General features: G+C 64.6%; 22 protein-coding genes and 1 pseudogene. 11 read left to right on the forward strand and 12 right to left on the reverse strand.

Going from position 1 to position 25,651, the window contains the following annotated elements:
* The first annotated feature begins 361 nt into the window (after nt 1-361).
* Nucleotides 362-1,354, forward strand: coding sequence for an arsenic resistance protein (locus tag A6048_RS07855; protein ID WP_107749401.1), 993 nt, complete (start codon nt 362-364; stop codon nt 1,352-1,354).
* A gap of 28 nt (nt 1,355-1,382) precedes the next feature.
* Nucleotides 1,383-1,784 (forward strand): MerR family transcriptional regulator, encoded by a 402-nt coding sequence (locus tag A6048_RS07860; RefSeq protein ID WP_107749400.1) that lies wholly within the window; start codon nt 1,383-1,385, stop codon nt 1,782-1,784.
* 333 nt (nt 1,785-2,117) lie between these two features.
* On the opposite strand, the gene A6048_RS07865 is transcribed toward A6048_RS07860, so the two are convergent.
* The 10 genes and pseudogenes from A6048_RS07865 to A6048_RS07915 form a co-directional block, all read right to left on the reverse strand.
* A complete protein-coding gene (locus A6048_RS07865) occupies nt 2,118-2,453 on the reverse strand; it encodes a histone-like nucleoid-structuring protein Lsr2 (RefSeq protein ID WP_107749399.1) in 336 nt (111 codons plus the stop codon).
* A 358-nt stretch (nt 2,454-2,811) separates the two neighbouring features.
* Nucleotides 2,812-3,780 (reverse strand): arsenic resistance protein, encoded by a 969-nt coding sequence (locus tag A6048_RS07870; RefSeq protein WP_107749398.1) that lies wholly within the window; start codon nt 3,778-3,780, stop codon nt 2,812-2,814.
* Nucleotides 3,781-3,880: 100 nt separating this feature from the next.
* Nucleotides 3,881-4,477, reverse strand: coding sequence for a cadmium resistance transporter (locus A6048_RS07875; protein ID WP_107749397.1), 597 nt, complete (start codon nt 4,475-4,477; stop codon nt 3,881-3,883).
* Complete coding sequence (gene cmtR / locus A6048_RS07880) at nt 4,474-4,833, reverse strand: Cd(II)/Pb(II)-sensing metalloregulatory transcriptional regulator CmtR (protein WP_107749396.1); 360 nt, start codon at nt 4,831-4,833, stop codon at nt 4,474-4,476. Before cmtR (A6048_RS07880) ends, A6048_RS07875 begins: the two co-directional genes overlap by 4 nt.
* A 796-nt stretch (nt 4,834-5,629) precedes the next feature.
* Nucleotides 5,630-5,969, reverse strand: a pseudogene (locus A6048_RS07890) (glycosyltransferase); the annotation flags it as partial.
* A gap of 12 nt (nt 5,970-5,981) precedes the next feature.
* Nucleotides 5,982-7,562 carry an apolipoprotein N-acyltransferase gene (lnt, locus tag A6048_RS07895; protein ID WP_170114851.1) on the reverse strand — a complete coding sequence of 527 codons (1,581 nt, stop codon included), beginning with the start codon at nt 7,560-7,562 and terminating at the stop codon, nt 5,982-5,984.
* A 156-nt stretch (nt 7,563-7,718) separates the two neighbouring features.
* Entirely contained in the window at nt 7,719-8,756 is a 1,038-nt protein-coding gene (gene ccsB, locus A6048_RS07900) for a c-type cytochrome biogenesis protein CcsB (protein WP_107749394.1), read from the reverse strand.
* The gene (gene resB, locus A6048_RS07905; protein WP_107749393.1) at nt 8,753-10,450 is read right to left on the reverse strand and encodes a cytochrome c biogenesis protein ResB; all 1,698 of its coding nucleotides are present in this window, start codon (nt 10,448-10,450) and stop codon (nt 8,753-8,755) included. The genes ccsB and resB overlap by 4 nt, the downstream gene beginning before the upstream one ends.
* 74 nt (nt 10,451-10,524) lie before the next feature.
* Nucleotides 10,525-11,379, reverse strand: coding sequence for a cytochrome c biogenesis CcdA family protein (locus tag A6048_RS07910; protein WP_412523669.1), 855 nt, complete (start codon nt 11,377-11,379; stop codon nt 10,525-10,527).
* Nucleotides 11,380-11,420: 41 nt separating this feature from the next.
* Complete coding sequence (locus A6048_RS07915; RefSeq protein WP_107749392.1) at nt 11,421-12,041, reverse strand: TlpA disulfide reductase family protein; 621 nt, start codon at nt 12,039-12,041, stop codon at nt 11,421-11,423.
* Nucleotides 12,042-12,205: 164 nt separating this feature from the next.
* On the opposite strand from A6048_RS07915, the gene cmtR (A6048_RS07920) reads away from it, so the two are divergent.
* From cmtR (A6048_RS07920) to A6048_RS07945, 6 genes are all read left to right on the forward strand, one after another.
* Entirely contained in the window at nt 12,206-12,568 is a 363-nt protein-coding gene (gene cmtR / locus A6048_RS07920) for a Cd(II)/Pb(II)-sensing metalloregulatory transcriptional regulator CmtR (RefSeq protein ID WP_107749391.1), read from the forward strand.
* Between the two features lie 272 nt (nt 12,569-12,840).
* Nucleotides 12,841-14,559 (forward strand): heavy metal translocating P-type ATPase, encoded by a 1,719-nt coding sequence (locus A6048_RS07925; protein WP_412523668.1) that lies wholly within the window; start codon nt 12,841-12,843, stop codon nt 14,557-14,559.
* 209 nt (nt 14,560-14,768) lie between these two features.
* Nucleotides 14,769-15,146 carry an ArsR/SmtB family transcription factor gene (locus tag A6048_RS07930; protein WP_107749389.1) on the forward strand — a complete coding sequence of 126 codons (378 nt, stop codon included), beginning with the start codon at nt 14,769-14,771 and terminating at the stop codon, nt 15,144-15,146.
* Between the two features lie 45 nt (nt 15,147-15,191).
* Nucleotides 15,192-16,094 (forward strand): cation diffusion facilitator family transporter, encoded by a 903-nt coding sequence (locus A6048_RS07935; protein WP_235027369.1) that lies wholly within the window; start codon nt 15,192-15,194, stop codon nt 16,092-16,094.
* 371 nt (nt 16,095-16,465) lie between these two features.
* On the forward strand, nt 16,466-18,508 hold the full coding sequence (locus A6048_RS07940; protein WP_107749387.1) for a bifunctional copper resistance protein CopD/cytochrome c oxidase assembly protein: 2,043 nt from the start codon (nt 16,466-16,468) through the stop codon (nt 18,506-18,508).
* A gap of 391 nt (nt 18,509-18,899) precedes the next feature.
* Nucleotides 18,900-19,241, forward strand: a complete 342-nt coding sequence (locus tag A6048_RS07945) for a hypothetical protein (RefSeq protein ID WP_200837410.1) — start codon at nt 18,900-18,902, stop codon at nt 19,239-19,241.
* 67 nt (nt 19,242-19,308) lie between these two features.
* Here the strand turns inward: A6048_RS07945 and A6048_RS07950 are convergent, their stop codons facing one another.
* Nucleotides 19,309-20,004 (reverse strand): M23 family metallopeptidase, encoded by a 696-nt coding sequence (locus A6048_RS07950; protein ID WP_063973417.1) that lies wholly within the window; start codon nt 20,002-20,004, stop codon nt 19,309-19,311.
* 479 nt (nt 20,005-20,483) lie between these two features.
* Between A6048_RS07950 and A6048_RS07955 the strand changes: the two genes are divergently transcribed.
* Nucleotides 20,484-21,254 carry a M23 family metallopeptidase gene (locus A6048_RS07955; RefSeq protein ID WP_069389212.1) on the forward strand — a complete coding sequence of 257 codons (771 nt, stop codon included), beginning with the start codon at nt 20,484-20,486 and terminating at the stop codon, nt 21,252-21,254.
* 761 nt (nt 21,255-22,015) lie between these two features.
* On the opposite strand, the gene A6048_RS07965 is transcribed toward A6048_RS07955, so the two are convergent.
* The gene (locus A6048_RS07965) at nt 22,016-22,393 is read right to left on the reverse strand and encodes a hypothetical protein (RefSeq protein WP_017838585.1); all 378 of its coding nucleotides are present in this window, start codon (nt 22,391-22,393) and stop codon (nt 22,016-22,018) included.
* Nucleotides 22,394-23,209: 816 nt separating this feature from the next.
* Here A6048_RS07965 and istA point away from each other — a divergent pair.
* Entirely contained in the window at nt 23,210-24,811 is a 1,602-nt protein-coding gene (gene istA / locus A6048_RS07975; RefSeq protein WP_108835156.1) for an IS21 family transposase, read from the forward strand.
* Complete coding sequence (locus A6048_RS07980) at nt 24,811-25,578, forward strand: ATP-binding protein (protein ID WP_006898359.1); 768 nt, start codon at nt 24,811-24,813, stop codon at nt 25,576-25,578. The genes istA and A6048_RS07980 overlap by 1 nt, the downstream gene beginning before the upstream one ends.
* The last annotated feature ends 73 nt before the right edge of the window (nt 25,579-25,651 follow it).

Here is a 25,651-nt window from a genome sequence, read left to right on the forward strand (position 1 = left end):
GAGCGCCGCGTGCTAGAAGACGTCATCGCCGGCCCAGGGAAGCGTCAGCGGCCCGTGTGGAGTGAGTTGGCGGAGAGCTCGCCGGATTCAGGTGTCGCACTTGGTCGTGCTCTACGCTCCTCGCTGGTGCGACACGTGTATGAGACGCCAAGCCTCGGCCGGGGCGCTGTCCAGTCCGCTTCGCGACGTGTCTTGGTAGAGGATCGTCAAACGCGACAACAGCTGCGTGGGCCCTCCCGCCGAGTCACGGCCGGCTTGACCTTCTAGTCAACTTGAAGGTTTACCTTGTAAAGGCCTTGCTGCCGCTGGACCCCGCTGGGGCAGGGCAGTCGCGTTCGCAGCTATCGATGGAGAACTGTCAGTGACCTGGATTGAGCGCTTGCAAAGCGTGTTTGTCGCCGTGGCCGCTCTGGCCGGGTTGGGGGTCGGTCTTGCGACTCCGCTCGGTGCTAGTGGCGAGTTCGTGGTGATTCCGGCGCTGCTGGTGATGCTCACCGCTGTGTTCGTTCAGCTCGATGCCTCGAATTTGAAGGAGGTGGGCAATGCCAAGGGGCTGGTCGCGGTCAGCCTGGTGTTGAACTACGTTTTTACGCCGCTTCTTGCCTGGGCGTTGGGCATCGGGTTGCTCGGGGAGCAGCCCGATCTTCGAATCGGACTGTTGCTGTTGCTTGTCACCCCGTGTACCGATTGGTATCTCGTCTTCACCGCGATGGCACGGGGCCATGCAGGGATCGCGACGGCGCTGCTGCCCGTCAATCTCGTGCTTCAGCTGCTTTTGTTGCCGGTCTATGTGATGTTGCTCGGTGGTGAGGCTGCGATGGTCGACGCGGGCACCTTGATGGAAGCAGTGGTGCTGATGCTCGTCGCTCCGTTGGCGGTGGCGTTTATGCTGCGCTGGGTCAGTGCCCGGTTCAAGGGGCGGCGATGGCGGGAACAGCATCTTATGAGGTGGGCGAACCGGGTGGTGATGCCGCTGTTGTGTCTGGCGGTCTTCGCGATGTTCGCCTGGCAAGCGCCCGTGGTTGCCGAGAACGGGGCCGAGATGCTGTTGCTATTGCCTGCGCTGCTCCTGTTCTTCGTCATCCTCCCTCTGGTCTCCACTGGGGCAGCTCGACTGTTGCACTTGCCTGGGCCGCAGCGAGTCGCTCTGACAATGGTGACCACAGCCAGGAACTCGCCCATCGCTCTGGGTATCGCGGTGGCGGCTTTCCCCGATCGGCCGCTGATTGCTGTTGCACTGGTGGTGGGACCGTTGATCGAGTTACCGATCCTCGCAGTACTTAGTCAGATCATCCGCCACCGGGACAAGAGCGCCCCCGCTGGACAGGCTGCTGCCTCAACTAGTGACCGGTAACTCCACGACCCGCCAGGAGGATGAGCGCATGCGTATTTCTGAGGTGGCCAGGCGCAGCGGAGTGCCGGCTACCACGCTGCGGTACTACGAACAGCTCAACCTCATTAGCTCGACCCGGACCAGCAATGGCTACCGCGAGTATGGGTCGGAGGTTCTCGAGCGTCTGTCGTTCATCCATGGGGCGAAGCAGATGGACTTGGAACTCGACCAGATCAAATGGCTGCTCGAGGTCACCGCAACTGGGACCTGCACCAACACTCGAGATGTCCTGCACCCACTACTCGCCGATCGTCTACGCGAGGTTGACGACACCATTCGCAGATTGGAAGAGCTCCGGGCAGGGCTGGCACGGTCACTCGATTATGTTGCAACATGCCCCGACAGCACCAGGCCTTGTCAGTCCGAGTGCGCCTTCAAGGCGCTCACGTGACTGAAGTTCTTGTCAGTGTTTGAGGTGGCGGGCCTGGGGCCTGCTGGCAGGCGGATCAGATGGCGTTAGCTAGCGCGGTTTTTTACATAGGGCCTGGTTACTGGCGCAGGCCCACAGTCTCCGGAATGTGCACAGCCTCGCTCGGCGAGGACGACACTGCCATCCAGTGACGCCACTGGGATCAAGCGTGAAGGGGACAAATAGCGAAGTCTCGGCGTGAGTAAGCTTGCGCACGGCCGCGCTGACGGCCGGAAAGATGCTGAGCGAACCCGGCCATCTTGCGAGCACGGCAATGCGGCCAGCGATTACCATGGCCGGCGCCGTACTGCCTCACTAGTTGGCGGCTGCGTACGCTTCCATCACCGTGGCGGGAATGCGGCCGCGGTGAGAGACGTCATGGCCATTGTCGCGCGCCCATTCGCGAATAGCCTTGTTGTCCCCGGATACGGTCTTGGCCGTGGCCTTGCGCGCAGACTTGGACTTTCCGGTCACCCGATGGCCGGACTCGATGTACGGCGCCATGAGCTCATGGAATGTGTCAGCGTTCTCGTCGCTGAGGTCGATCGAATATTCTTTTCCATCGAAGGCGAAGAAGAGAGTATTCGCCTCGTTGCCCAGGTCAGTGCCGTCGAAATCGTCGATGTACCGCATCTGAAAATGCTGTGCCATTGCTTCCCCCTATAGTGATTCCGTCAATACTGAGTGACATTATGCACCACATGGAGAAATTAGGTCTAATCACATTCCTGGCAAGCTTCAGGCGCCGATTCCGCTGGTGGTCGGCCCGGCGTCGAGGTGTCGATAGAAGTCGACACGGGTTTTCGGACACTGGTGTCCTGGTGAAACAAGTTGTCTCCGGAAGCGTCCCAATATCGATCGTTAAAAGTACTGTTGCCATCTCCGAATGAAGGCAAGAGCTGGCTGATGGAGTGCGAGATATGCCGACAGCTCAGCGGGACCCGGATTCCTCCCGTGGCTTATTACACGCCCTGCGCTGGCGTCGTTCCCAAGAGGCCTGGCGAAGTTGCTAGGGAGCGGGCAGCGGGTGGTGTGGAATGAGGCGGGGTACGAGCCGGACGTAGGTGACCATGCCGACGAGTTCGACGAGGGTTTGGGTGACCACGACGACCGCCACTAGGGCAAACGGGTCGGGCAGGGCGAGGGCCAGGGGTAACACGACCAGTGAGTTGCGGGTGGCCCCAGAGAAGACCACCGCCCGGGTGCCAGGGACGTCCTGGCTGAAAACCCGGCTGATGATGATGCCCAGGGGGACCATCACGACCAGGAAGGCAACGTAGAGAGGAATCACCTTCAGCAGCGAGGATAAATCCGCCCGGACGGCGTCGATCTGGGAGGCAACCACGACGGAGAGGGTGGCCATCATCAGCGGCACCATCAGTGACTCCATCGCGTCCATGACCTTCCGGGCGGAGGCGGACCGTGCGGCCAGGTACTGCGTGATGGCCGCCAGAGCCAGGGGCGTAACGATCAGTAACAGGAAAGCCTCGAGGAACGGGGCAACGTCCAAGACCTCGAACAGGCTGGGGCCCATAAATAAGCCCAGGTAGGCCGGCAGCAGCAGCATCTGCATGAGCATCAGCAGCGGCGCTGCGGCTAGCAGCATATCGTGCGCGGAGCCGGCTAGCCCGGAGAAGACAATGACGTAGTCGATGCACGGGGTCAGCAGCACCAGCAACACGCCCAGCAGTAGCGCTTGGTCGTCAGCGACGAACCGGGAGAGGCCGTAGACCACGACCGGGACGATGGCAAAATTCAGCACCAACAGCCCGGCCAGGAACCGGCCGTCACGCAGCGCGCGGCCGAGCCGGGTCAGCGGCACGCCAAGGAATGTGGCGTACAGCAGCACCATCAGCACCGGATTGATTGCCTGCTCCAGGCCCGGGGCAGCGGAAGGGGCGCCCAGCCCGAACACGGCACCGACCCCCAAGGCCACCAGGTACAGGGGGATCTGCCACCGCTCCAGCCACGTGATCATTGTGCGTCCTCCTCGGGAGGGCCATACCTTCGGTCTCGTGCCGCTGACGATGCTGGCCGGCAGTGGCAGTGAGAATGGGCGGCAGGGGAGCCGGCCGTGATTAGAGTCCGAAGGCACCGCCGCTGACCAGGATAAAGATGCCCAGGCCGATCAGGACAATCGGGAACAGAATGTGTTCCCAGCGTTCCAAGGCCTCGGCGATTGGCCGACGGGTGGCCACGAACTTGGCCAGGCCCACCAGGACCGAGACCAGAACCAGGAATACAACGCAATAGGCCACCACGGCTCCCGGGCCCACGCTGAGGAAGACCGGGACGTAGACGCCGATGTTGTCCCCGCCGTTGGCGAAGGTCACCGCGGCCACGGTCCACACGGCCACGTTCTTACCTTCGATCTTGGCGTCGTCATCGTCATCGTCCCCGCGCCAGGCTTGCCATGCTGCCCACAGGCCCAGGGCTAACGGAATAAGCCCGAAGTAGGGGATGGCCTCCGAGGGCAAGAACGTCCCGGCGCCCAATGCCACGAGCACGGCCGCACCGAGGATGCCAGCGAACCCAAGGTACTGGCCAGCGACGATGCGAGCGGTGGTTCCGCGCTGGCCTGCGCCGCGGGCGAAAAACAGCGAGAGGACGATGACATCGTCGATGTTTGTGACAATGAACAGGCCGATCGCCTGCAGAATCGAGGACAGGATCACGCGAACACCTTCGTGTCGCTGCAACCGGGCACCGAACAGGCCAGGTCCAGGCAGGGCGCGGCCTCGTCGACCGCCAAACTGATTTCGACCAGAGCGGTCAGTGCCCACGACAGGTGCGGATCAGCGATCTCATACCGGGTCTGCCGTCCCTGAGGTGCGGCGACCGCGATGCCACAGTCGCGCAGGCACGCTAGATGGTTCGACACGTTCGAACGCGTCAGCTCCAGGTCGCGGGCCAGCTCGGCCGGGTAGGCCGGCCGCTCCAGCAGGGTCAGGAGTATCCGCGAGCGGGTGGGGTCAGCCATCGCCCGCCCCAACCGGTTCATCACCTCAACACGAGACTCTATAGTCAGCATTCACTGAACTGTACAGTACGTACTGAACTTGTCTAGCAGGTAGTCGTACACAAGGCAGCATCTTGGGCCAATGGGTGACCACGCACGTCTCTCTGCTGCCGTGTAGGGGTTTGTGAGCCACAATCGGGGCGTGAGGCCTGTGGGCTACACCCAAGCGAGCACCGCGAGCCAAGACGCACAGCTACAACTGGACGCGCTTCTCGATGCTGGGGTGCAGAAGCGGGATGTGTTCTCCAATGTGAGGTCTGGTAGGGGGACGGCGATCGAGTGGCCGGGGATGAAGCGCCTGCTCGACTACGCCGGGTCTTCGGGGACACTGTCGTGTGGCGTATCGGCTGGCTCGGCGGCTTGTGCGAAGGGGCGCACTGTCGAAAAAGCCGCCGATTGCTCGGGCCTGAGTTCCGGTCCGCAGTGGTGGGAACGCGCGCGATGGGCTTGAAATCTCACAATTTCGGAGGACTCGACTTCCTGGTCCATTGGTCTGGATCGTGTTGGACGCACTCGGCGGCAGCGAGTTCGCCACTGAGCACAAGTTCGAGTTGGCGGAGGCGGCGATCGCTCCCAACTCGCACTCGTAGGAGAGAGACGGCCAATTGGGACTCAGGCTGCGCCAAAGAAGCCAGAGGGTCGTTGCAGCAGTGTCTTCGTGCGGGAGGTTCTTGCTGCGGCACATGGACGATCGACAAGCGGCGCGACCGTAAGACTCCCGGTTGGATCGTCGAAATCGCAAAGAAGAAGCTCGCCTGAAGGAACGCATCAGTTCGGAGGTTGCTTACGATGGGCTGTGTCAAGGATTGTGGACAGGTCCTCGGTGGTGGCTGCCGTCAGCGTCCATCTCGACCAGCACGGTGTAGCCGCGGTCGAGGCCCCATCGGAAGCCCGGCGATGTAGGCGGCGCCGAGCCCCTGCTTGCCCTCGCGGTGCAGGACGCTGATCCGTCTCCGGGTGTCCCCGGCCGCGAGCTGGTCGGCGACTTCACCGGTGCCGTCGGGGCTGTTGTCGTCGGCGACGAGGACCGCCACGTCGGGGTCTGCGACGAGTAACCGCTCGACCACATCCGGCAGATTCTCCCTCTCGTCGTAGGTCGGGACGATCACCAGCGTCCGCGCGGACGGAACGCCGCCAGCCGGCGTCATCGGATCGGTCACTTAGATCTCCTCGAAGTCGGTCGCTGGCCGTGGCCGGGTGCGGATCAGCGCCCATGCCAGGCCGGCGAGCCCGGTGAGACAGGACACCGCCTGTGGGATGCCGCCCAGCCGGGTTGCCATCGTACCGGCCCCTCCCACCTCGACCTGCGCGGCCAGTACCGCCGGCTCGAAGATCCCGGTCTCTTGCCGGACCCGGCCGTCGGGGCCGATCACCGCGCTCACCCCGCTGGTGGCGGCGATCAGGACGGGCACCCGGTGCTCCACGGCCCGTACCCGCGACATCGCCAGTTGCTGGTAGGTCATCGGCGATCGACCGAATGTGGCGTTGTTGGTGGGCACGATGAGGATCTGCGCGCCCCGGGTCACGGGTTCGCGGGCGGCGTCGTCAAACGCGATCTCAAAGCAGATGGCCACGCCCAGCCCGACCCCCGCCGCGGTGACCAGTCCCGTGCCGTCGCCGGGGACAAAATGGCCGGCGGTCCGGGCGATCGGGAACAGCGCCTCGAGCGGCTCGCGTAGCGGCAGCCACTCGCCGAACGGTTGGATATACCTCTTGTCGTGGCGGCCGACCACCTCGTCGTCACCATCCCACACCAAGTAAGAGTTGGTGGTTTCGGGCCCGTCTCCCACCCGCAGGACGGTACCCACGAGGATCGGGGCGTCCAGACGTCGGGACAGCGCGGTGATCTGGGCGCCGGCGCGCTGGTCCGCAAGCGGGGAGATGTCCGAGGCGTTCTCCGGCCACAGCACCAGATCCGGCCGCGCCGCGGTCCCGGCCTCGACGTCGTTGGCGAGTTCCGCCGTCACCCGGAGGTGGTTCTCGAGCACCGCACGACGTTGGGCGTTGAAGTCCAGCCCGAGCCTGGGGACGTTGCCCTGGATGACAGTGACCTCGACCGTCTCTCTAGTGTCTCCTGCCGAGGCGGCGACGGACGCACCGGCGACGAGCCCAGCGGTGACCAGCGGGGCGGCCAGGAGCGCGATGGCTGTTCTTCCGGGCCGGTCCCCGCGCACGAGAATCAACGCGCCGATACCGAGCACCGCGCCCAGGGACGCCACCGCGAAACCGAGCAGCGGGGCCCCGCCGAGCGAGGCCAGGGCCAGGAGGGGGCTGTCGGCCTGGCCGAACGCCAGTCGGCCCCACGGGAAACCGCCCCAGGGCCACGAGGAGCGGATCCACTCCCACAACGACCACCAGCCGGCCACCCCGGCCACCGCTCCCAGTGCTCGTAGGCCGACGCGGGGTCCGGGGGCCAGCCCCGCTCGCAGGATCGGCACGGCTCCGGCGCCGAAGGCCGCCAGGTAGAGCGCCTCGACGAGCGCCAGCGCCCAGGCCGCGTAGGCGCCCACGTATAGGCCCACCCACGGGGCCAGTAGGAGAAAAAAGACGAGCCCCGCCACCAGTCCCAGGAGGGCGCCCGTGCGCACCCGGGGTGCGGGTCCACGTAGTGGGGAGAGGACGACGACGAGGAGGGCGATCGCGGGAAGCGCCGCCCACCACAGGCCGACCGGAGGGAACGAGGCGGCCAGCAGCGCGCCGGCAGCGGCCGCTCCCACCACCCGGGCCAGGGTGGTGATCACTCCGGGTCCCGCTGCACCATGCCCGCCGACATCGACTGCGAGCGCGTCATCCTCTCCCGCTTCTCGCGATCGCCGGGACGCAATGCCGGGGCAGGTCGATTCGCCATACCTCATGATTTCACGCCCGCACCGTAAAACTACTTTCCGCGCGCGACACTAGTTCAATCCGGCGTAGGAGTGCAGGCCCGAGACGACAATGTTGATGAAGAAGAGGTTGAACACGGTGGTCGCGAAGCCGAGGATGTTGATCCACGCCGCCCTCTTTGGCCCCCAACCGCTCGTGCTGCGCGCGTGGAGATATCCGGCGTATATGACCCACGAGATGAAGCTGACAGTTTCCTTCGGATCCCATCCCCAGAACCGGCCCCAAGCTCCTTCTGCCCACACCGCTCCGAGGATGACGCCGACACTGAAGATGGGGAAGCCGATAACCGCCGTCCGATAGGCGACGCGATCAAGTATCTCGTCCGCCGGGAGCGGACGGGCGAGGCCCGCGAACCGACCGTGCTCTTGGCCCTTGGGTTGCCAGATACGGAGGAGGTACAGGACGCTGGCGATGCCAGACACAAGGAATAGTGCTGCGCCGAGGCCGATAATCGACACGTGAATGGGCAACCAGTAAGAGCGTAGCGCAGGTACAACAGGTGCCGCTTCTGAATACAGGTTCGTTCCACCGAAGAAGAGCAGAATTAGAATTGGTGCAAGGATGAATGGCCAGGCGGTACGTAGTGCTGGTTTGCGCAGCGCTGTCAACGATGCGCCGATCGCGAGCAGGCAGGTGAACGAGATGAACTCGTACATGTTGCCCAGTGGCATCCGATCTGTCGCTAGTCCCCGAAGGAGCACTGAGGCGGCATGGAAGACGAAGGCGATTGATGTGAAGAGCAGCGCGATCTTCGCCCAGCTGGCGCCGCGGTCCGAGTGTCGGTACTCCTCACCGGTGCCGGTCAGCGACGTCGAACGGATCAGTACGTCACCGTCCGGACGTTCCCGGTAACCTGTCTGGCGAACGCCAGCTGCAATTTGTGCGGCAGCGCGGGGCTCCCGAAACATCGCGTAGTAGACAACGGCCGCAACCATTGCCACCGCGTACAGCGCGAACGCGGTCTGAAAGGCTACGTCGCTGTAGGACGACAACGTTTCGTCGATGGGCACTTCTGTGAGCACTTGTTGGGCAAATGAGTGGAGAATCATCCGTTCCTGTCCTTTTCCGGGCCATCGGCGATTACTGTTCCGCCGTCTAGTTGTTCGTCGTCGGTTGCTGTTCTGGCCGGGGCGAGCGTCATCGTGTCCGTCAGTCGATCTCGGATGGCGTCGAATTCTCGACCCCATCCCGCACGATCGGTTTTGGCAAGACCACCCAATTCGACTACGGTTTTGCCGTCTTCCGCAGTGGCGATGCGTGCCCAGATGCGGCGGCGGGTCACCATTAGCGAGAGCACGAGGCCTCCCACCATCGAAACCGCGAAGATTCCGACCCAGTTCTGCGCCGGATCGTAGGAGACCTGGTAGTTGGCGAACTCTTCGGCGCCGTCAAATGTCACTGTTGTGCCGTCGGGCAACTCGGTTGATTGCCCCGGTCTTAGATTGACGCGGGCCTCGCGTTCTAGTGCACCAGATTCGATGAGCTCGGGATCGAGCGAGAAGATCGATTGCGGTTGACCGGAATCGAGGCCGGTGTCACCACGATAGACGTCGACGGCGACGGCAGGATCAGTCATCGAGGGAAATCTAGACGAAAGAATCTTGCCGTCGAACTGCGCGGTCGGGGCAAAGAGTCCCTGGATCACGATCTGGTTCTCGCGGCGATCCTCAAGGAGGGGATACATACCGGCGGGGGGGTCGAATCGTAGAATTCCGGACGACAGAAAAGTGACTAGCTCATCTGGTTGCCATTGCTGGATGTCTGTACGTACCTCACCGTTTGGGAATGTAACGGTGAACCGTGGAGCGAATCCATGGCCTTGCAAATACACCCGAACATCATCGATGCGCAGAGGATGGTTGACTCGTAGTTGATACTTATCCCAGGTCGTCGGATCGGTGTTTGAAAGATCGGTGGTGTAATCAATGTTGGATCGGAACATCACCACCTGCCCGGTTGGCAGGTAATCGGCAGTAAAGTCTTTGACGTTGAAACAAAACGGGTGCAGGTCCGTCCCGTCCACAAGCAACCCAGCACGGAACGAGTCAAAGGCGGCTGGCGTCGTGCTGCAGAAGGCGGGCGATTCTGGTTCGGCGATGATCACTCGCATGCCTTCGTAGTAGATGAACTTGCCAGCAGCGAATGCGATGAGAAGGCCAAGTAAGGAGAAGTGGAAAACGATGTTCCCGATCTCGCGCAAATACCCGCGTTCGGAAGAAATCTCGATCGCTCCAGCGACTCGTCCGTCCCCATTTCTCCGAGAGCGGCGCCACCTTTTGAGTTGTCGCTCCACGGCCGCTGACGCCTCTTGTGGCGAAGCCGTGGTGACTAACGTCGCCGAATGCGGGAGCCGCGCCAGATTCCGCGGGGTAGCCGGTGGCGGGGTTCGTAGTTGCCGGACGAGGTCAAAAGACCGCGGCAGGAGGCACCCGATCAGTGAGGTGAACAGCAGCGCGTAGATGGCGGTGAACCACCATGAACTGAACACGTCGAAAAGTTGTAACTGGTCATAAACCTCACCGACAAACCCATTTTCGGCGATGAAGTCGGTGACGTTTGCTTGGTTGAGGCTGCGCTGCGGTAGCAACGCGCCCGGAATTGCAGCGATAGCCAGGAGGAAAAGAAGAATGAGCGCCGTTCGCATGCTGGTAAGCACACGCCAGGCGTTCCGCAACGGCGACACAATTCGGTTCAATATGGTCTTGCGATAGGTGCTGCTCGGTGCAGCCGAGGGATCAATCATCGTCTCTCTCTGACTCGGACCTTGGGGGAGCCTGCGACCAGGGCGCGGTTGTCAACATAGGTCCATTGGGCAAGCTAGATCGGCAACGTGGTGCCGGTGATTGCGAAGTCCCGCAGCCAGCTGATGAATAGTGCCCACACGCCACTGAACAGGGCTATGCCCACTGCGATGAGCAAGACGCCGCCGATGATTTGAATTCGTCGAGTGTTGCGTTGTAGCCAGCCGACGGTTCGAATTGCCCAGGTGGAACTCCACGCGACGACGATGAATGGCAGCCCCAGTCCGAGGCAGTAGGCGACGATGAGCATGACACCGCGCGTGCCGCTGAAGCCACTTCCGGCAGCGACGGACAGTGCGGCCGCGAGCGTCGGTCCTAGGCAGGGTGTCCAGCCGAGGGCGAACACTCCGCCGAGAAGAGGCGCACCGACCCACGTAGAGACGGCCTTCGGCTGGAATCGGGTATCTCGTTGCAGTACCGGTACGAAGCCGATGAAGACCAGACCCATGAGGATGGTGATGACCCCGCCGATGCGCTGGAGTAACTCCTCGTGCGGTGCGAGGTATTGAACCGTTCCGAGCACCATTGCGCTGAGCGAGACGAACACCACGGTGAACCCGCCGACGAAGAGCAGCGATGCCCCGACGACGCGGTAGCGCGAGCTTTGTCTGGCCTTCTTCTCCTCGAGGGTGATCGTTTGCGACTCGCTGTGGCGCTGTTCGGCCTGCGCAACGGTGACCGGTGGTCGCTCGGCGCCGACGACGCTAGCCAGGTAGGCGAGGTAGCCGGGGATGAGCGGGACGACGCACGGGGAGGCGAACGAGACCAGTCCGGCAAGGAGACAGGCGCCGAGTGCAAGTAATAGTGGCCCGCTGGCTGCTGCCTGCTGGAATGCGGAACCGATACCTTCCGCGAGCACCAGTGCGTCCATCGGCGGCATGGCGCTGGCGGAGACGAGGTCGGCAACACCCGTCACGGCATGGTGCTTTCATCGTCGGCCACCAGCTCGGCGATGACGTCCCGAAGTTGATAATCGGTGATCTCCGCCAGATACACCGAGGCCACCCGATGTTGCCGGTCCAGCAGCAGGGTCGCCGGTACAACCGAGGTGGGAAAGCCCCGAAGTGCGCCCACGACCCTGTTGGTCGGGTCCCAGATCGACGGGTAAGTAACGCCGTTATCGCGGACGAAGTCGACCGGCTTGTCGCGATTGGGATCGCGCAGGTTAATCCCGAGCACGGTGGCTCCCTGCGGTTCGAACTCCTCGTGAAGACGCTGAAGATCGTCGACCTCGGTGCGACACGGTGCACACCATTGGCCCCACGTATTGAGGATCACCACCTCGCCTTTGTAGTCGGCGAGCCCGATGGTCTGGTCTGGGTCAAGCAGGTCCGGGCCGGCGAGTTCGGCAACCGGTTTTCGTTCTTCCTCGGGGTAGTGGATCTCCAACTGTCCATCTGGACTGACGAACTCAAACGTGCCGCCCTGCGCGACCGCATCGGTGCCACTCCCACAACCTGTAAGGACTAGAGCGCTCGCACACAGAGCCCCCCACAGTCGCGCGCGGAAACCGATTGCTCGACTACTGCCCATGCTTGTCACTCCGATCTGCGACGGGTTGTTGTCCCCTCGGCTCCGAACCGGTGGTGCCGCACGGGTGGCTCTGTCGAACCCCACTGACGTGACCGGCACCGACGAGCAGCATCCCGCCGCCTGATCGCCCGAAATGGTTCACGAAGCAATGTATCATTCAGTAAATGCTGACCATTGCTTCGCGTCAAGGTTTGATGAACCGACTCGGTCGCGCCATGGCCGACCCGACTCGTTCTCGTATCCTCATGAGGCTGCTGGATGGGCCTGTGTATCCCGCCGAGATTGCCCGCGAGCTGGGGTTAACACGTTCAAACGTGTCGAATCATCTCGCCTGTCTCAGGGATTGCGGGATCGCCGTCGCCGAACTTGAGGGCCGACAGCATCGGTACGAGATCGTCGATGCCCATCTGGCACGGGCGTTGAACGCCTTGGTCGAGACGACTCTCGCCGTCGACGAAAACTCACCCTGTCTGGACATGCAGTGTCCGGTCGAGGGTTGCTGCAGTTCGGAAGGGGATCGGCGGTGACGCCGTCCGCGTGTGGTTGCGAGCCGGCCGGGCCGGTGACCAGCCAAGAGGAGTCCGCTTCGGGGTGGCGCAACAGTGCCGTGCTCATCCCGGTGTTCTCTGGCCTCACACTCCTGTTGGGTTTGATCCTCGAGTGGTTCGTTCGCGGTGCCGGAGCGGAGATTGCGGCGGCGTGGCTGTTCTGGACTGCTCTACTTCTGGGCGCCTCGCAGTTTGTTCCAGGCGCCGTGCGGGCTCTGTTGTCCCGGGGTCGGTTGAGTATCGGGTTATTGATGACAATCAGCGCCACCGGTGCGGTCGCGCTCGGGTTCATCGAGGAGGCCGCGGCCCTGGCCTTCTTATATTCCATCGTCGAGGCGCTGGAAGATCGGGCGATGGACAAGGCCCGCTCGGGCTTGCGGGCCCTGTTGGCACTGATTCCGCCTAGTGCCACCGTCCTGGGCGCCGCCGGGGCCACCCGCACCGTGCCTGTCGAGTCTTTGGAGCGCGGCGACGTGCTCCGTCTGGTCGCCGGCGAACGTCTGGCCACCGACGGGATCGTTCGTGTCGGGAAGAGCAGCCTGGATGTCTCGGCGATCACGGGTGAATCCATTCCCATCGAGGTCGGGCCCGGTGACGCGGTGTTGGCCGGCTCGATCAACACCGCCGGCGTCCTGGAGGTCGAGGCCACGGCCGCAGGGACAGACAACTCCTTGACCACAGTGGTCGAACTGGTTGAGCAGGCACAGACAGAAAAGGGGGAGCGGGCCCGTATCGCCGACCGCCTGGCCCGCCCGCTGGTGCCGGGTGTCCTCATCCTGGCTGCTCTGGTCGCTCTGATCGGCTCGATCTTCGGAGATTCCGGACTGTGGATCGAGCGAGCACTGGTGGTACTGGTCGCAGCGTCGCCATGCGCACTGGCCATCTCGGTGCCGATCACGGTCGTCTCCGCGATCGGTGCGGCCAGTAAGTTCGGGGTGATCATCAAATCGGGTGCCGCGTTCGAGCGCATGGGCTACCTCCGGCATGTGGCAGTGGACAAGACCGGAACCTTGACCCGCAACCAGCCCACCGTCGCGCAAGTCCTCACCACTGGCAACGCTGCCGAGGACCAGGTCCTGGGCTGGGCGGCCGCTCTGGAAACCCACAGCACCCACCCACTGGCCTCAGCGATCACCGCCGCCGCTACCGACGTCCCCGCCGCATCGGAGGTCACCGAGTCCGCCGGCGCGGGAATCGCCGGCCTCATCGATGGCGTGCACATCGCCGTCGGCAGCCCGCGCTGGCTCGACCCAGGCCCTCTCGCAGATCACGTTCGCGCCATGGAGAACCGCGGCATCACGGTGGTGATCGTCCACCGCGACGCACGCCCGGTCGGGGCCATCGGGGTGCGCGACGAGCTGCGTCCGGAGGCCGGCGAAGCCATGACGTCGCTGACCTCGAGGGGGATGGGCGTGACGATGCTCACCGGGGACAACTCCCGCACCGCTGATGCACTGGCCGCCGAGGCGGGGATCACCGACGTGCGTTCCGAGCTGCGTCCGCAGGACAAGGCGCAGGCAATCGCCCAGTTGCGTGGCGACGGCCGGGGGCCAGTGGCGATGATCGGCGACGGTGTCAACGACGCCCCCGCGCTCGCCTCGGCGGACATCGGAATCGCCATGGGGGCCACCGGCTCCGACGCAGCGATCGAGTCAGCGGATGTCGCGTTCACCGGAGATGACTTGCGACTGATCCCGCGCGCCATAGACCACGCCCGCCGCGGTCGTCGCGTCATCAATCAGAACATCATCCTGTCCTTGGCGATCATCGTCGTTCTGCTTCCACTCGCGATTACCGGAATTCTGGGACTCGCCGCCGTCGTCCTGGTCCACGAGGTCGCCGAAGTCTTCGTCATCCTCAACGGCCTGCGTGCCGCACGCACCAAGCAACTCGAGCGACCCCCGAGCACAACAACGACCGACCACGAAGACAGTCGACACATGCACCGGCCGGTGCCGCTCCCTCAATGACCTGCATCGAGCGCCCCACGCCGCATCGCCGCCGGAAAAGACTGGCGGCAACCATCACAGCAACTCGGAATCAACCGGACGGCCCTGGCGTGGGAACCGGCATCGACGGGAGGGCATCAGCTGCGAGGCACGCCTGGGCAAGAACACTGCGGACACGGATGCCCGGGACCTACCGTCCCCACATCGCCGATTGGTGCTAATATCGTCGTATGGCGATTATTGATGAGGTGCCTGATTCGGTGACATTCGAGGATCGAAGCGCCTATGCAGCGTTGTTCCATGCTCTGGCGGAACCGACTCGTCTGGCGTTGTTGGAGCATCTGGTCAGTGGTGAGCATCGGGTTCGTGATCTGGTCGATCACATGCATCTGGCGCAGTCCACGGTGAGCAAGCACCTGGCATGCCTGCGAGATTGCGGGCTGGTCAGAGTGCGGATCGAGGGGCGCTCCTCCTGGTTCTCGCTGGCTGAGCCGGCCCGGCTGGCGGAACTGGTGGCGGCCGCCGATGCGCTGTTGAGTGCGTCCGGGATCTCGCCGTCGCTGCGCGATCACCAGGATCACCCCGACCTGGATCTCGGGCAGGAGTGAGCCCGGATGGGGCATAACCACGGTCACGACCATGGGAGTACTCCTTTGCAGGCCGATCGCGGGACGCGTCGTCGGCTGCTGATCGCGTTCGGCATCACCGCGATCATCGTGGTGGCTCAAGCGGTGGGCAGCGTGGTCACTGGCAGTCTCGCGTTGTTGACCGATACCGCTCATGCTTTGGCTGATGCGTCGGGATTGTTGGTTGCGGTCATTGCCGCGACGATGATGCTGCGTCCCCCCAGCAGTAAACGGACCTGGGGATTCGCTCGGATCGAAGTCATCGCCGCGCTAGGGCAAGCTGTCCTGCTGATCGTCGTCGGTAGCTATGCCGCGATCGAAGGCGTCCGCAGACTCTTCGAGCCGGCGGACGTGCCCGGTACCGAACTGCTGGTGTTCGGCGTGATCGGCCTGATCGCCAATATCGCCGCCATTGTGGTGCTGGCCTCCAGGCGAGGCGACAACTTCAACATGCGGGCGGCATTTCTGGAGGTGCTCAACGACGCTCTGGGGTCGGTGGGGGTGATCGTTGCGGCGATCGTCATCAACACCACCGGTTTCCAGCGAGCCGACACCATCGCCGCGCTGTTCATCGCCGCCTTGATCATCCCGCGCGCATTCACGCTACTGCGGCAGACGGTTAAGGTGCTGATGGAGTACGCCCCTACGGGACTCGATCTGGATGAGGTCCGGGATCACATACTGGAGCTGGATCATGTTCGAGACGTGCACGACTTGCACGCATCCATGATCGGGACCGGCCTGCCGGTCATCTCCGCGCATGTCGTGATCGATGATCAGTGCTTCGAATCCGGTCACGCCCCGCAGATCCTGGAGGAGATCCTCACCTGCGTCAAGGAGCATTTCCCCGTCTCCATTGACCATGCCACCATTCAACTGGAGACTGCCGCCGTGCGTGACCGTGAATCTCCCGCAGTCCGACACGCTTGACCCGCTACGAGCCGGAGATGAACGGTTCACATTTCTGCACGATGGGTAGTGCGGGTCCGGCCAGCGGACTTGCTCGGCGCGGCGGCAGGAAAGGGATCGGCGGGCGCGGAGACGGCCACCAATGCGGGTGAAGGTACGACCCTGAAGGCCTCGGCAGGCTGGCCGACCCACGCGATCACCGCCCGAACCCGAGACTGTCTGATCAGCTGAGGCCCGGAGTCCGAGAGAGCGGCGGCCGAATGGGCGCACGCGAGCAGGCCCGGTCGTTCGACGGCAGGTGGACGGCCCGCATGAAACGTCGCCGATCGCGGGGGTGCGCCGGAGCAGGCGCGAATCGGACCCCGGGATACCCGCTTCCTACGATAGGGATCATGTCGCCGTCGTCGAAGGCACCCTCGTCCAAAGCTTCCGCCACCGCCAGACCGCTGCGTACCCGCGGTGTGGTGCCGGTCGTGGTGCTGCTCGCGGTCGTGGCGGCAGGTGTGGTGGTCCCGCTCTCGCGAATGTCCACGGACCTGGCACTCGAGCTCCTCGGCGTCCCGAACCCGGGCCTGCTCACCACCGCCGGGCTCCCGGCGGTCCGCGCGATCGCCGAGCTGCTGGCATCGGTGGCGGTGGGAATGGCGCTGTTCGCCGCGTTCTTCACCCCGCCGCAGAAAGACAAGACCCTCGACGTGGACGGCTACCGCGCACAGCAGATCTCCTCGTGGATCAACATCGCGTGGGCGATCGCCGCGGCCCTGCTCATCCCGCTGACCCTGTCGGATGTGTCCGGGCGCACGCTCTGGCAGTCCCTGCCGCCGGACCAGTGGATCGTGGCGATCACTCAGATCGAGGTGGCGTCCTCGTGGCGCTGGGCCGCGATCATTGCACTGGTCGCCGGGATCGGGCAGCGGCTCACCGTGAGCTGGCGCTGGTCGGTCATCTGGCTGGGGGTCACGGTGCTCTCGCTCCTGCCCGTTGCCGCGACGGGCCACGCCTCGGGCGGCACCGCCCACGACATCGCCGCCAACTCGCTGATTATCCACCTGTTCGCTGCCGCGTTCTACGTCGGTGGGCTCGTCGCGGTGATCGCCCACGCGATGCGTGGCGGGGGCCGGGTAGCGCTTTCATTGCGCCGCTATTCGGTGGTGGCCACGGTGGCGATCGTCGCGCTCGGGCTGACCGGGATCATCAACGGGCTGGTCCGTCTGCACCCCGCCGACCTGTTGTCTTCGACCTACGGGCTGCTGATTGTGGCCAAAGCGTTGTGCCTGGCACTGTTGGCGGTGTTCGGGCTGGCGGTGCGCCGGCGCATCATCAACCGCATCGAGGGAACGTCGGCCAACGCCCCGGTGGACCGCGGCACGCTGCTGCGCATCGGACTGGTCGAAACGGTGATCATGGCGGGCACCCTGGGTCTGTCGGTCTCGCTCGGCCGCACCCCGCCCCCGGCACCGCTCTATGTGCCCACCCGGCAGGAGTCGCTGCTGGGTTTTGAGTTGCCGGGGCCGTTCTCCTTCGAGACGGTGTTCGGTCTGTGGCGCTTCGACCTGGTGCTGGGTCTGGCCTCGGTGATCCTGCTCGGGCTCTACGTGTGGGGGCTGATCACCCTGCGCCGACGCGGCGACTCCTGGCCGGTGGGACGAACCGTGGCGTGGGTGCTCGGGTGCGTGCTGCTGTTCCTGACCACCAGCTCCGGTATGGGGATGTACATGATGGCCGACTTCTCCAGCCACATGGTCGGGCACATGCTCATCTCGATGCTCGTTCCGGTCCTGCTCGCCCTAGGCGGGCCGCTGACACTGGCACTGCGGGCGCTCCCGGCGGCGGGCCGCGGCAACCCGCCGGGACCACGCGAGTGGATCGTGGAGTTCATCAACAACCCGCTCTCCCGATTCCTCACCCACCCGATCGTCGCCTCGGTGCAGTTCGTCGCCGGTTTCTATCTTGTCTACTTCGGCGGGTTCTACGAGACGCTGGCCTCCGAGCACCTGGGCCACATGTTCATGAACGTGCACTTCCTCATCAGCGGCTACCTGTTCTACTGGGTGATCATCGGCGTCGACGCGGCGCCGCGGCACTTCTCGCCCTTCTACAAGCTCATGGTGCTGCTCGGTTCGCTACCGTTCCACGCCTTCTTCGGCATCATGCTCATGAACTACAAGACCGTGCTGGCCGAGAGCTGGTACTCGGGGATCGGGCTGCCCTGGGTCCCGGATCTGCTGCAGAGCCAGCAGGTCGGCGGCGGGGTGGCGTGGGCGGCGGGGGAGATCCCGCTGTTCATCGTCATGCTCGCCCTGGCCTGGCAGTGGTTCCAGACGGACATGCGTGAGGCGCGGAGGGGGGAGCGGCAGGCCGAGCGGGACGACGACGCCGAGCTCAAGGCCTATAACGACATGCTCCGCGAGATGTCCCAGACCGACCGGAGGTAGGGGGCAAGCGGTCCCTCGTCGTCGAGGATGGTTCGATCACACCCCCTTGTTCGTCCCGCAGGCACGTCGGCGATAGGAGCGAGCCCATGAACGAGATGGGCAGCCCGCCGCAACATCCCCAACCCCACCAACCGGCGGGTGCGACAACCCGGTGGTCTCCACCTCAGTGGCGAGCAACCCCGCTACCAGGACCACGACACCGATCACGACGAGGGGAAACAGAGAATGGGCGACGAACTGAGTCACAGCGCACGTAATCAGGCCGAGTTCACACGCTCACACTGGCGGGCGATGCGAGAATTCGTGCTCGTCGGCCTCACCGCCATCATCGCGGGCGGCCTTGTCGCCGCGGTCACCGGTCCCACCGGCCGGTTTCGACGAGGGTTCCTGGGTGGCGGCCTACCTGGTGCTAGTTGCGGGGGTGGCCCAGGTAGGGCTGGGCGTCGGACAGGCACTGCTTACTGACGGCACAGTGCCCGGCCGCCTGCGCGTGGTCCAGCTCCTCGCCTACAACCTGGCCAACAGTGTGGTACTCGTTGGCACCCTGACCGGCTCCGTGACCGCGGTGGCCGCGGGCGGTGTGCTGTTGCTGATATCGCTCACATTGTTCCTGGCCACCGCGCGTCACGCGCGCCCGCGTACGTGGTACCTCGTGCTCTACCGGATTGTCATTGCCAGCCTCGCAGTGAGTGTGCCGGTGGGCGTCGTCGTGTCCGTTATTCGTCACAGCTAAAAGCCCAGTACCACCGGGGGAGACCGGGGCGCAGTGCCGTGCCGACAGGGCTGTCAGAGTTCCGGCGTCATAGGGCGCTGCTGCTTGACCCCGAGTTGACCATGATGCCCCGTTCTGCCAGCCATGCCGACGGATCGACAGCCCGCGAGCCGCCGTCGGCCCATACCTCGAAGTGCACGTGTGGGCCGGTGGAGAAGCCGCGGTTGCCCATCACGCCGATTTGCTGACCAGCGACGACAGTGTCACCGACCTGAACTGTATTGCTCTCATTGTGGCCGTAGACGGTCATGAAGCCGTCCGGCGACATGATCCGAATCCAGATGCCGAAACCGGAGGCCGGGCCTGAATCGATGACGATTCCATCGGTCGCGGCGAACAGCGGCGTGCCGATGGCGTTGGCGACATCGAGACCCGAATGGGACGTGCCCCATCGGGGGCCGAAGGAGGACGTTGAGATGCCCACTGCCGGGAGGGCCACAATGGGACGCCGCGCCTGCTCCTCGGCAAGCTCACGCTCGTAGCTGAGTTCGGTGCCCCTCTGCAGACTGCCGACGAAACCCGCGGCGGTGGGTCCCGGCTCGCCTGACACGTTCGCGTCATCGGAGGTGAGGGGGAGCGGAGCCGAGGGGGTCGCGGCTTGGGCATCTTTGGAGTGTGCGTCATCGGTGCTACCGGCCGGGGGCTCGTCGGTCGCGAGAAGAACGATCCGCTGATCACTGACGGGAGCCGCTGCCGCAATAGAGGCACCCGCGGCCAGGGCCACGACCGCGGCGATACTGCGGTGGTTGTTCGGTGAAACCCGGCGATGGGCTCCGCGGCGGCGCCGCGGGGGGCTGGTCGACTGAGAGGCGTGCTTCGGTCCTGCTCGCTTCTCCACTGCTACCGAATCCCGTCGTCGTCTAACCGTAATCGTTTCGTGACCTGACCCCGGTTAAAGGTAGTGGCTGACCAACCGAGTCGCAAGGCAGATGCACGGCCGAGACGACCGTCACAGAGAGGACCAGTGAGGTGACAGCTCCGCCAGGGTTAGGCGCTGGCTGAGCTTCCGAGGTGGAGACGACTTCTCCCCGACCGGGAGTCGATCTGGGCGCACTGGGGCTGGCGATGATCACGAATTACGCGCTGAGGGGTGACACGATCGATACCGAGTTGTTATATTGGGTCGTGTTGCCGACGAAATCGGTCACCCGCATCGCATAGACGTCGCGGGAACACATCACCCCGAACGATGGAGACAGCCCCATGATCGACTCCACCCGGACCGTGACCGTCGCAGAGCTCACCGAGCGTTTGGGCGTGCGCAGCGCGACTTTGGCCGGCGGCCGCCATCGTGTGGCCAGCGAAACCGCGACGGTGTCGCGGTTTGTTGGTAGCGCCGTCGTCGGCGTAGCCCTCTCGGGCGGCCTTGGTCTGGCTTTCGCGCCAGCCGCCGCCGCTCAACCCGTCGCGATCAATCATGCCCAGGTCGTCGAGGCGATCCAGGCCGCGGCCGAGCAGTTCGGCATCGACCCCGCCGAGATCCAAAGGATTGGGGACCAGTTCGGCGTGGCCCCAAGTGAGGTCCGGCAGTACGCCGCCGGGCTCGGGCTCGGTTCCCTCGGCGACAGCGCCGGTAGCCCGCAGATCGGTGGTGCGCATGCCCCTACCGCGGGCGCGATCACCTCGGGGTTCGGCTCGCGTTGGGGCAGCTTCCATAACGGCACCGACTTTGGAGCGCCCATTGGTACGCCGCTCTACGCCGCCAAGAGCGGCGTTGTCGAAGCCGCTGGCCCCGCCGCCGGGTACGGCATCTGGATCCGCATCCGCACAGATGACGGCGAACTGCTGGAATATGGCCACAACGACCAGAACTACGTCAGCGTCGGCCAGCGGGTCAACGCCGGTGAAGTGATCGGAACCGTCGGCAACCGCGGAGACTCCACCGGCCCCCACCTGCACTTTCGCGTACAGACCGCCGCCGGTCAGTGGGTCGACCCGGTGCCGTGGCTCGCGGCCCAAGGAGTCCTCGTCTAGCACCGTCCACTTCGGGCGTGCCGACCGCCTCCCCGCGGGGGAGCGCGTGCTGGTGTTCGCCAATTTCCGGGCCGGCGTTGCAACCCCGCGCGGTAGTGCATTTCTTCGGGGAATCCCCGACTTACTAGATCTCAAACAAGCCCCTGCAGGTCACGGCGTTGCGCCCACTCCGAAATGACTCCAGAACCGGAGAATTCTCCGGAACGCTGGCAGGAGTGGTTCCTGGTTTCCGGCCGCGTGCGCGACGTGGAAGCGTGTCCCGGCTGGGAGCGAAAACCGGGGTTCCGCGGACCGTCTTGATATCGCGGTCATTGAGCTGAGTCGTACGGGATTCGATCAGCAGGCCGGTGACCGGACCAGATGCTTACCGCCTCCACCGGCGGCGTCGAGTTGGTTGCGGTGCTCCTCACGCAGATGCTGCCGGGCTCGCTCGTGCTGCAGGAGTTGTGGGCCGACGGGACTCCGTACGCGCCGGGCGTGCGGTACCTCAACGGGCTACCCGGTACGTCGAGGTCGTCCTGCCGTACACGTCGGGCCTGGCCCCCGGTTCGATGGCGACCAACGTGGTGGTCCAGGACGGCTGCGAGCAGAACCTCTCCGAGCACGTTGCCGTGGCCGATCCCCGCGCCCCCGACTACGTCCTGAACGCTCTCGACCCCGGCAACCCGCGTCAGCCGCGGTGCGAGGCGAGCGCCCCGATTCACGATCCGCGGGAATCTTCCTCCCGATGTTCACCCCACCGCGAAAGGCCGGGGTCTTTGTCAATTTGCTTTTGGCCCCGTTTCGCGAGTGGTCAGGATCTGACGAAGGCCCGCCACGAAGTACACGACGAGCACGATCAGCATGATCCCGCTGACGATTACCGCAGCAGGCCGCTCTGCATCTCCGGCGAACAACGCGCCGAGGTCGGCAAGCGGCATGAGAGATCCCAGTGCCCCGAGCACGGCGATGACGAGCGCTGCGATCATCACCCCTCGGCTGGCGTTCGGGACGCGGCTCGCGATGAACGCCGCGATGAGCAGCAGCACACCGATAAACGCCGGTATCAGCGAGGTGGCACTCTCCATCCCGGTGGTGAAGTAGGCGATGAGTCCGGTGGCGGTGAGGATGCCGCCCGTCCACGTGGTCAATGCGATCATTGCTGATCTCCTAGGTCGGTATCTGATTGCAGCTAGGCTGGCACGCCCGTTGCTCTGCGAGCAGTCATCGGCTCCAACGACGCCTAATCAGGCTACGGTCCCGGACGCTGCTGGGGGCGAGACTCCAGGGCGCTCTTCAAGTGTCCCATTCGGTCATGAGTCCCGCGTTTCTGCTTGGGGGGTTAGGTGACACGGGCAGAGTCGACACGAATTGCTAGACCTCAACATGCCCGTGCAGGGCACAGCGTTGCGAACACCCCGGAATGGCTTCAGAACCACCGAATTCTGCGGAACGCCGGTCAACCGGAAGGTGCTGGCGGCCCAGTAGGTAGGCGCCCAGCGCAGCCACGCCGGGCCCGTAACACACCGGGGCTCTGGCCTCGGCCGGGAACGCAGCGGTAGTCACTACTCCGCATGAACATGCGCGCCGCTGGGCGCGGTGCTCGATGGCGAGCATGTTCGATCGGCGGGAGGTCGAAAACCTGACGACGCTGATCACGGACCACCAGGGCACCGGACAGGTCGTAAATGAGGTGCGCGCCCCCCGGTCAGCCCAGTTTTCCGACAGGCCCGTGCAGCCGGCTCCCGTCGCCGTGGTGATGCGCAGGGTGATCGGACAGCCGGCACGATTACTGTTTGGCAGGTGAAACGGTTCTCTCGCATGCTCAAGCTGGCAGATAGGGCCAGTGGGTACGCCTAGTCCGGCGATCCGGTACTTCGATTCCGGCGACTCGGTACTCCTTGGGGCGGGCGGGGTGGTCTGCTCGGGGTGAGGCGGCGCGACTGCGCCGCTTCTTCCTATTTGAGGAGGCTGATGTGGCCGAGTACAAGGCCATCATGACGTTGGCGCTGGCCGGGCATAGCTACAGCGAGATCGTCGCCGCCGTCGGGTGTTCGCGTCGGGAGATCGCGGCGGTGAAGAAGACGATCACCGCGTACGGCATCACCGCCGGCCAAGCGTCGTCGATGAACCCGGCCGAGATCGCCGGGATGTTCCCCGACGGGCGCAAACGCGTCTCGGAGGACTACGCCAAGCCCGATTTTGATCGGGTGCTGGCGTCGATGAAGTTCAACCGGCACTTCACCATCCAGCAGGCCTGGGGCAAGTATCTCGCCGCTCCGGCCGGAAGCGGGAAGAAGTACGGGTACTCGCAGTACTGCGCCCTGTTCGCCGAGCACGCCCGCATCAAGGACGTGGTGGCCACGCTGCATCACGAACCGGGTCGGACGATGCTGGTCGACTGGGCCGGCGACACCCTCGAGGTCCTCGACGCCGTCACCGGAGAGGTCACCAAGCTGTACTTGTTCGTGGCCGTCCTGCCGTACTCCGGTGCGGTGTTCTGCCGCGGCTTCACGGATATGAAATCGCCGTCCTGGATTGACGCTCACGTCGCCGCATTCGCGTTCTTCGGTGGGACACCGCAGATGGTGGTGCCCGACAACCCGACCACCGCCACTCATCGGCAGAAGCAGGGCGAGGCGGCCAGGGCTGTCAACGTCCGCTACCAGCAGCTGGCCGACCACTACGGCACCGCGATCGTGCCGGCCCGGGTCCGAAAACCCCGCGACAAGGCAGCCGTAGAGTCAGCAGTGGAAGTGGTCAACAAACGCGTCATCGGCTACCTCGCCGAGGAGGTGTGGACCACCGTCGAGGCCCTGAACGCGGCGATCGCCGACCGCGTCGCCGAGATCAACACCCAGATTCGCCGGGCTGACGGTACGACCCGGTGGGAGAGGTTCGAGTCCGACGAAGCGCCGCTGCTGGCGGCCCTGCCCGACGACGGGTTCGCCACGGTGGAATGGAAGCAACTCAAGGTCGGCCGGAACTATCACGTCTCCTGCGAGTCGCAGTACTACTCGGTGCCGTACACCTTCGCCGGTCAGCTGCTGCGGGTGCGCCTGACCGCGCAGTCGGTGACGCTCTTCGACGGTGACCAGGTCGTCTGCGAGCATTCGCGGCGCCACGGCCGCAAGGGCCAGTACTCGACGGTGCTGGCTCACGCCCCGAAAGAGCACCAGGGTATCGACGGCCTGTGGTCGCGGCAGTGGTTCACCGACCGCGCCCGCGGGTTCGGCCCCGCCACCGAGCAGGTGATCGCCCAGATCCTGGATCGTCACGTGATCGAGGCGCAGGGCTATCTGGACTGCCAGAACATTCTCGAAACTCTCGGCAAGAGAAGTCGACAGCGGCTCGAGGCGGCCTGCCAAGTGCTGCTCAACCAGAACAGCGTCGGCAGCTACAGCGTGCTCAAACGCGTCATGGCCACCATCGACTCCGACGGCAAAGCGCCCCGACCCGTGGTCCCGGCGGCGGCCACACGAAAGCCCCCGCCACCGGCCGGAGCCCGAGACGACAGCGCCGTTCAAGTTCGCTCGGCCGATCACTATGCGCGCGGCCGCAGCGGGGAGGGCGTGTGATGTTCACCGAGATCGATCACCAGAAGTTCCGCAATCTGCGCATCACGCACGTGGCGACCCGGTTCGAGGAGCTCATCAGCGATGAGGCCAATGACGAGCTCACCCCGGAGCAGATCTTTCTCACCGCCGTCGACGACGCCTTGGACCAGCGCCAGGCCCACCGGATCGACAAGCTGATCCGAGCGGCGAAGTTCCCGATCCCGCAGGCCTCGATCGCGGAGATCAACTACCAGGAAGGACGCGGGATCACCCCGGTGCGGATGAAACGCTACGCCGGGCACCACTGGCGCCAAGACCCCACCAACCTGCTGGTCCTCTCACCGACCGGCGGCGGGAAAACCTACCTGGCCTGCGCGATCGGCATCGCCGCCTGCCAGAACGGGCACACCGTCACCTACGCCCGCATGGACGAACTCGCCCGGCGGCTGGTCATCGCCCGCGGCGACGGCATCCGCCACCAGAAGATGCTCAACGACCTCTCGGACGTGGAGCTGCTGATCATCGACGATTTCCTGACCGTGGGCATCGATCCTGAGGCCGCGAACGACTTGTTCGCCGTGTTGGCCAACCGGGAGCACCGGCTGCCGACGATGATCGCTTCCCAATCCCGGCCGGCGTACTGGCTCGAGGCGCTGCCTGACCGGGTCGCCGCGGACTCCATCGTCAACCGCCTGGCCAACAACGCCCGCGAGATCAACCTCGGCGAAGTCGACATGCGCCGACAGCGCGACGACCAAGCCCGAGCCACTACCGGCTACTGGGAGTAACCCCCGACGGTGCCGGCCCGCTTCACACACGGGCCGGTTCCGGGTCGCCGGAATGGCGGTACCAACTCGCCGG

This window comes from Dietzia psychralcaliphila (assembly GCF_003096095.1).
GTDB lineage: Bacteria > Actinomycetota > Actinomycetes > Mycobacteriales > Mycobacteriaceae > Dietzia > Dietzia psychralcaliphila.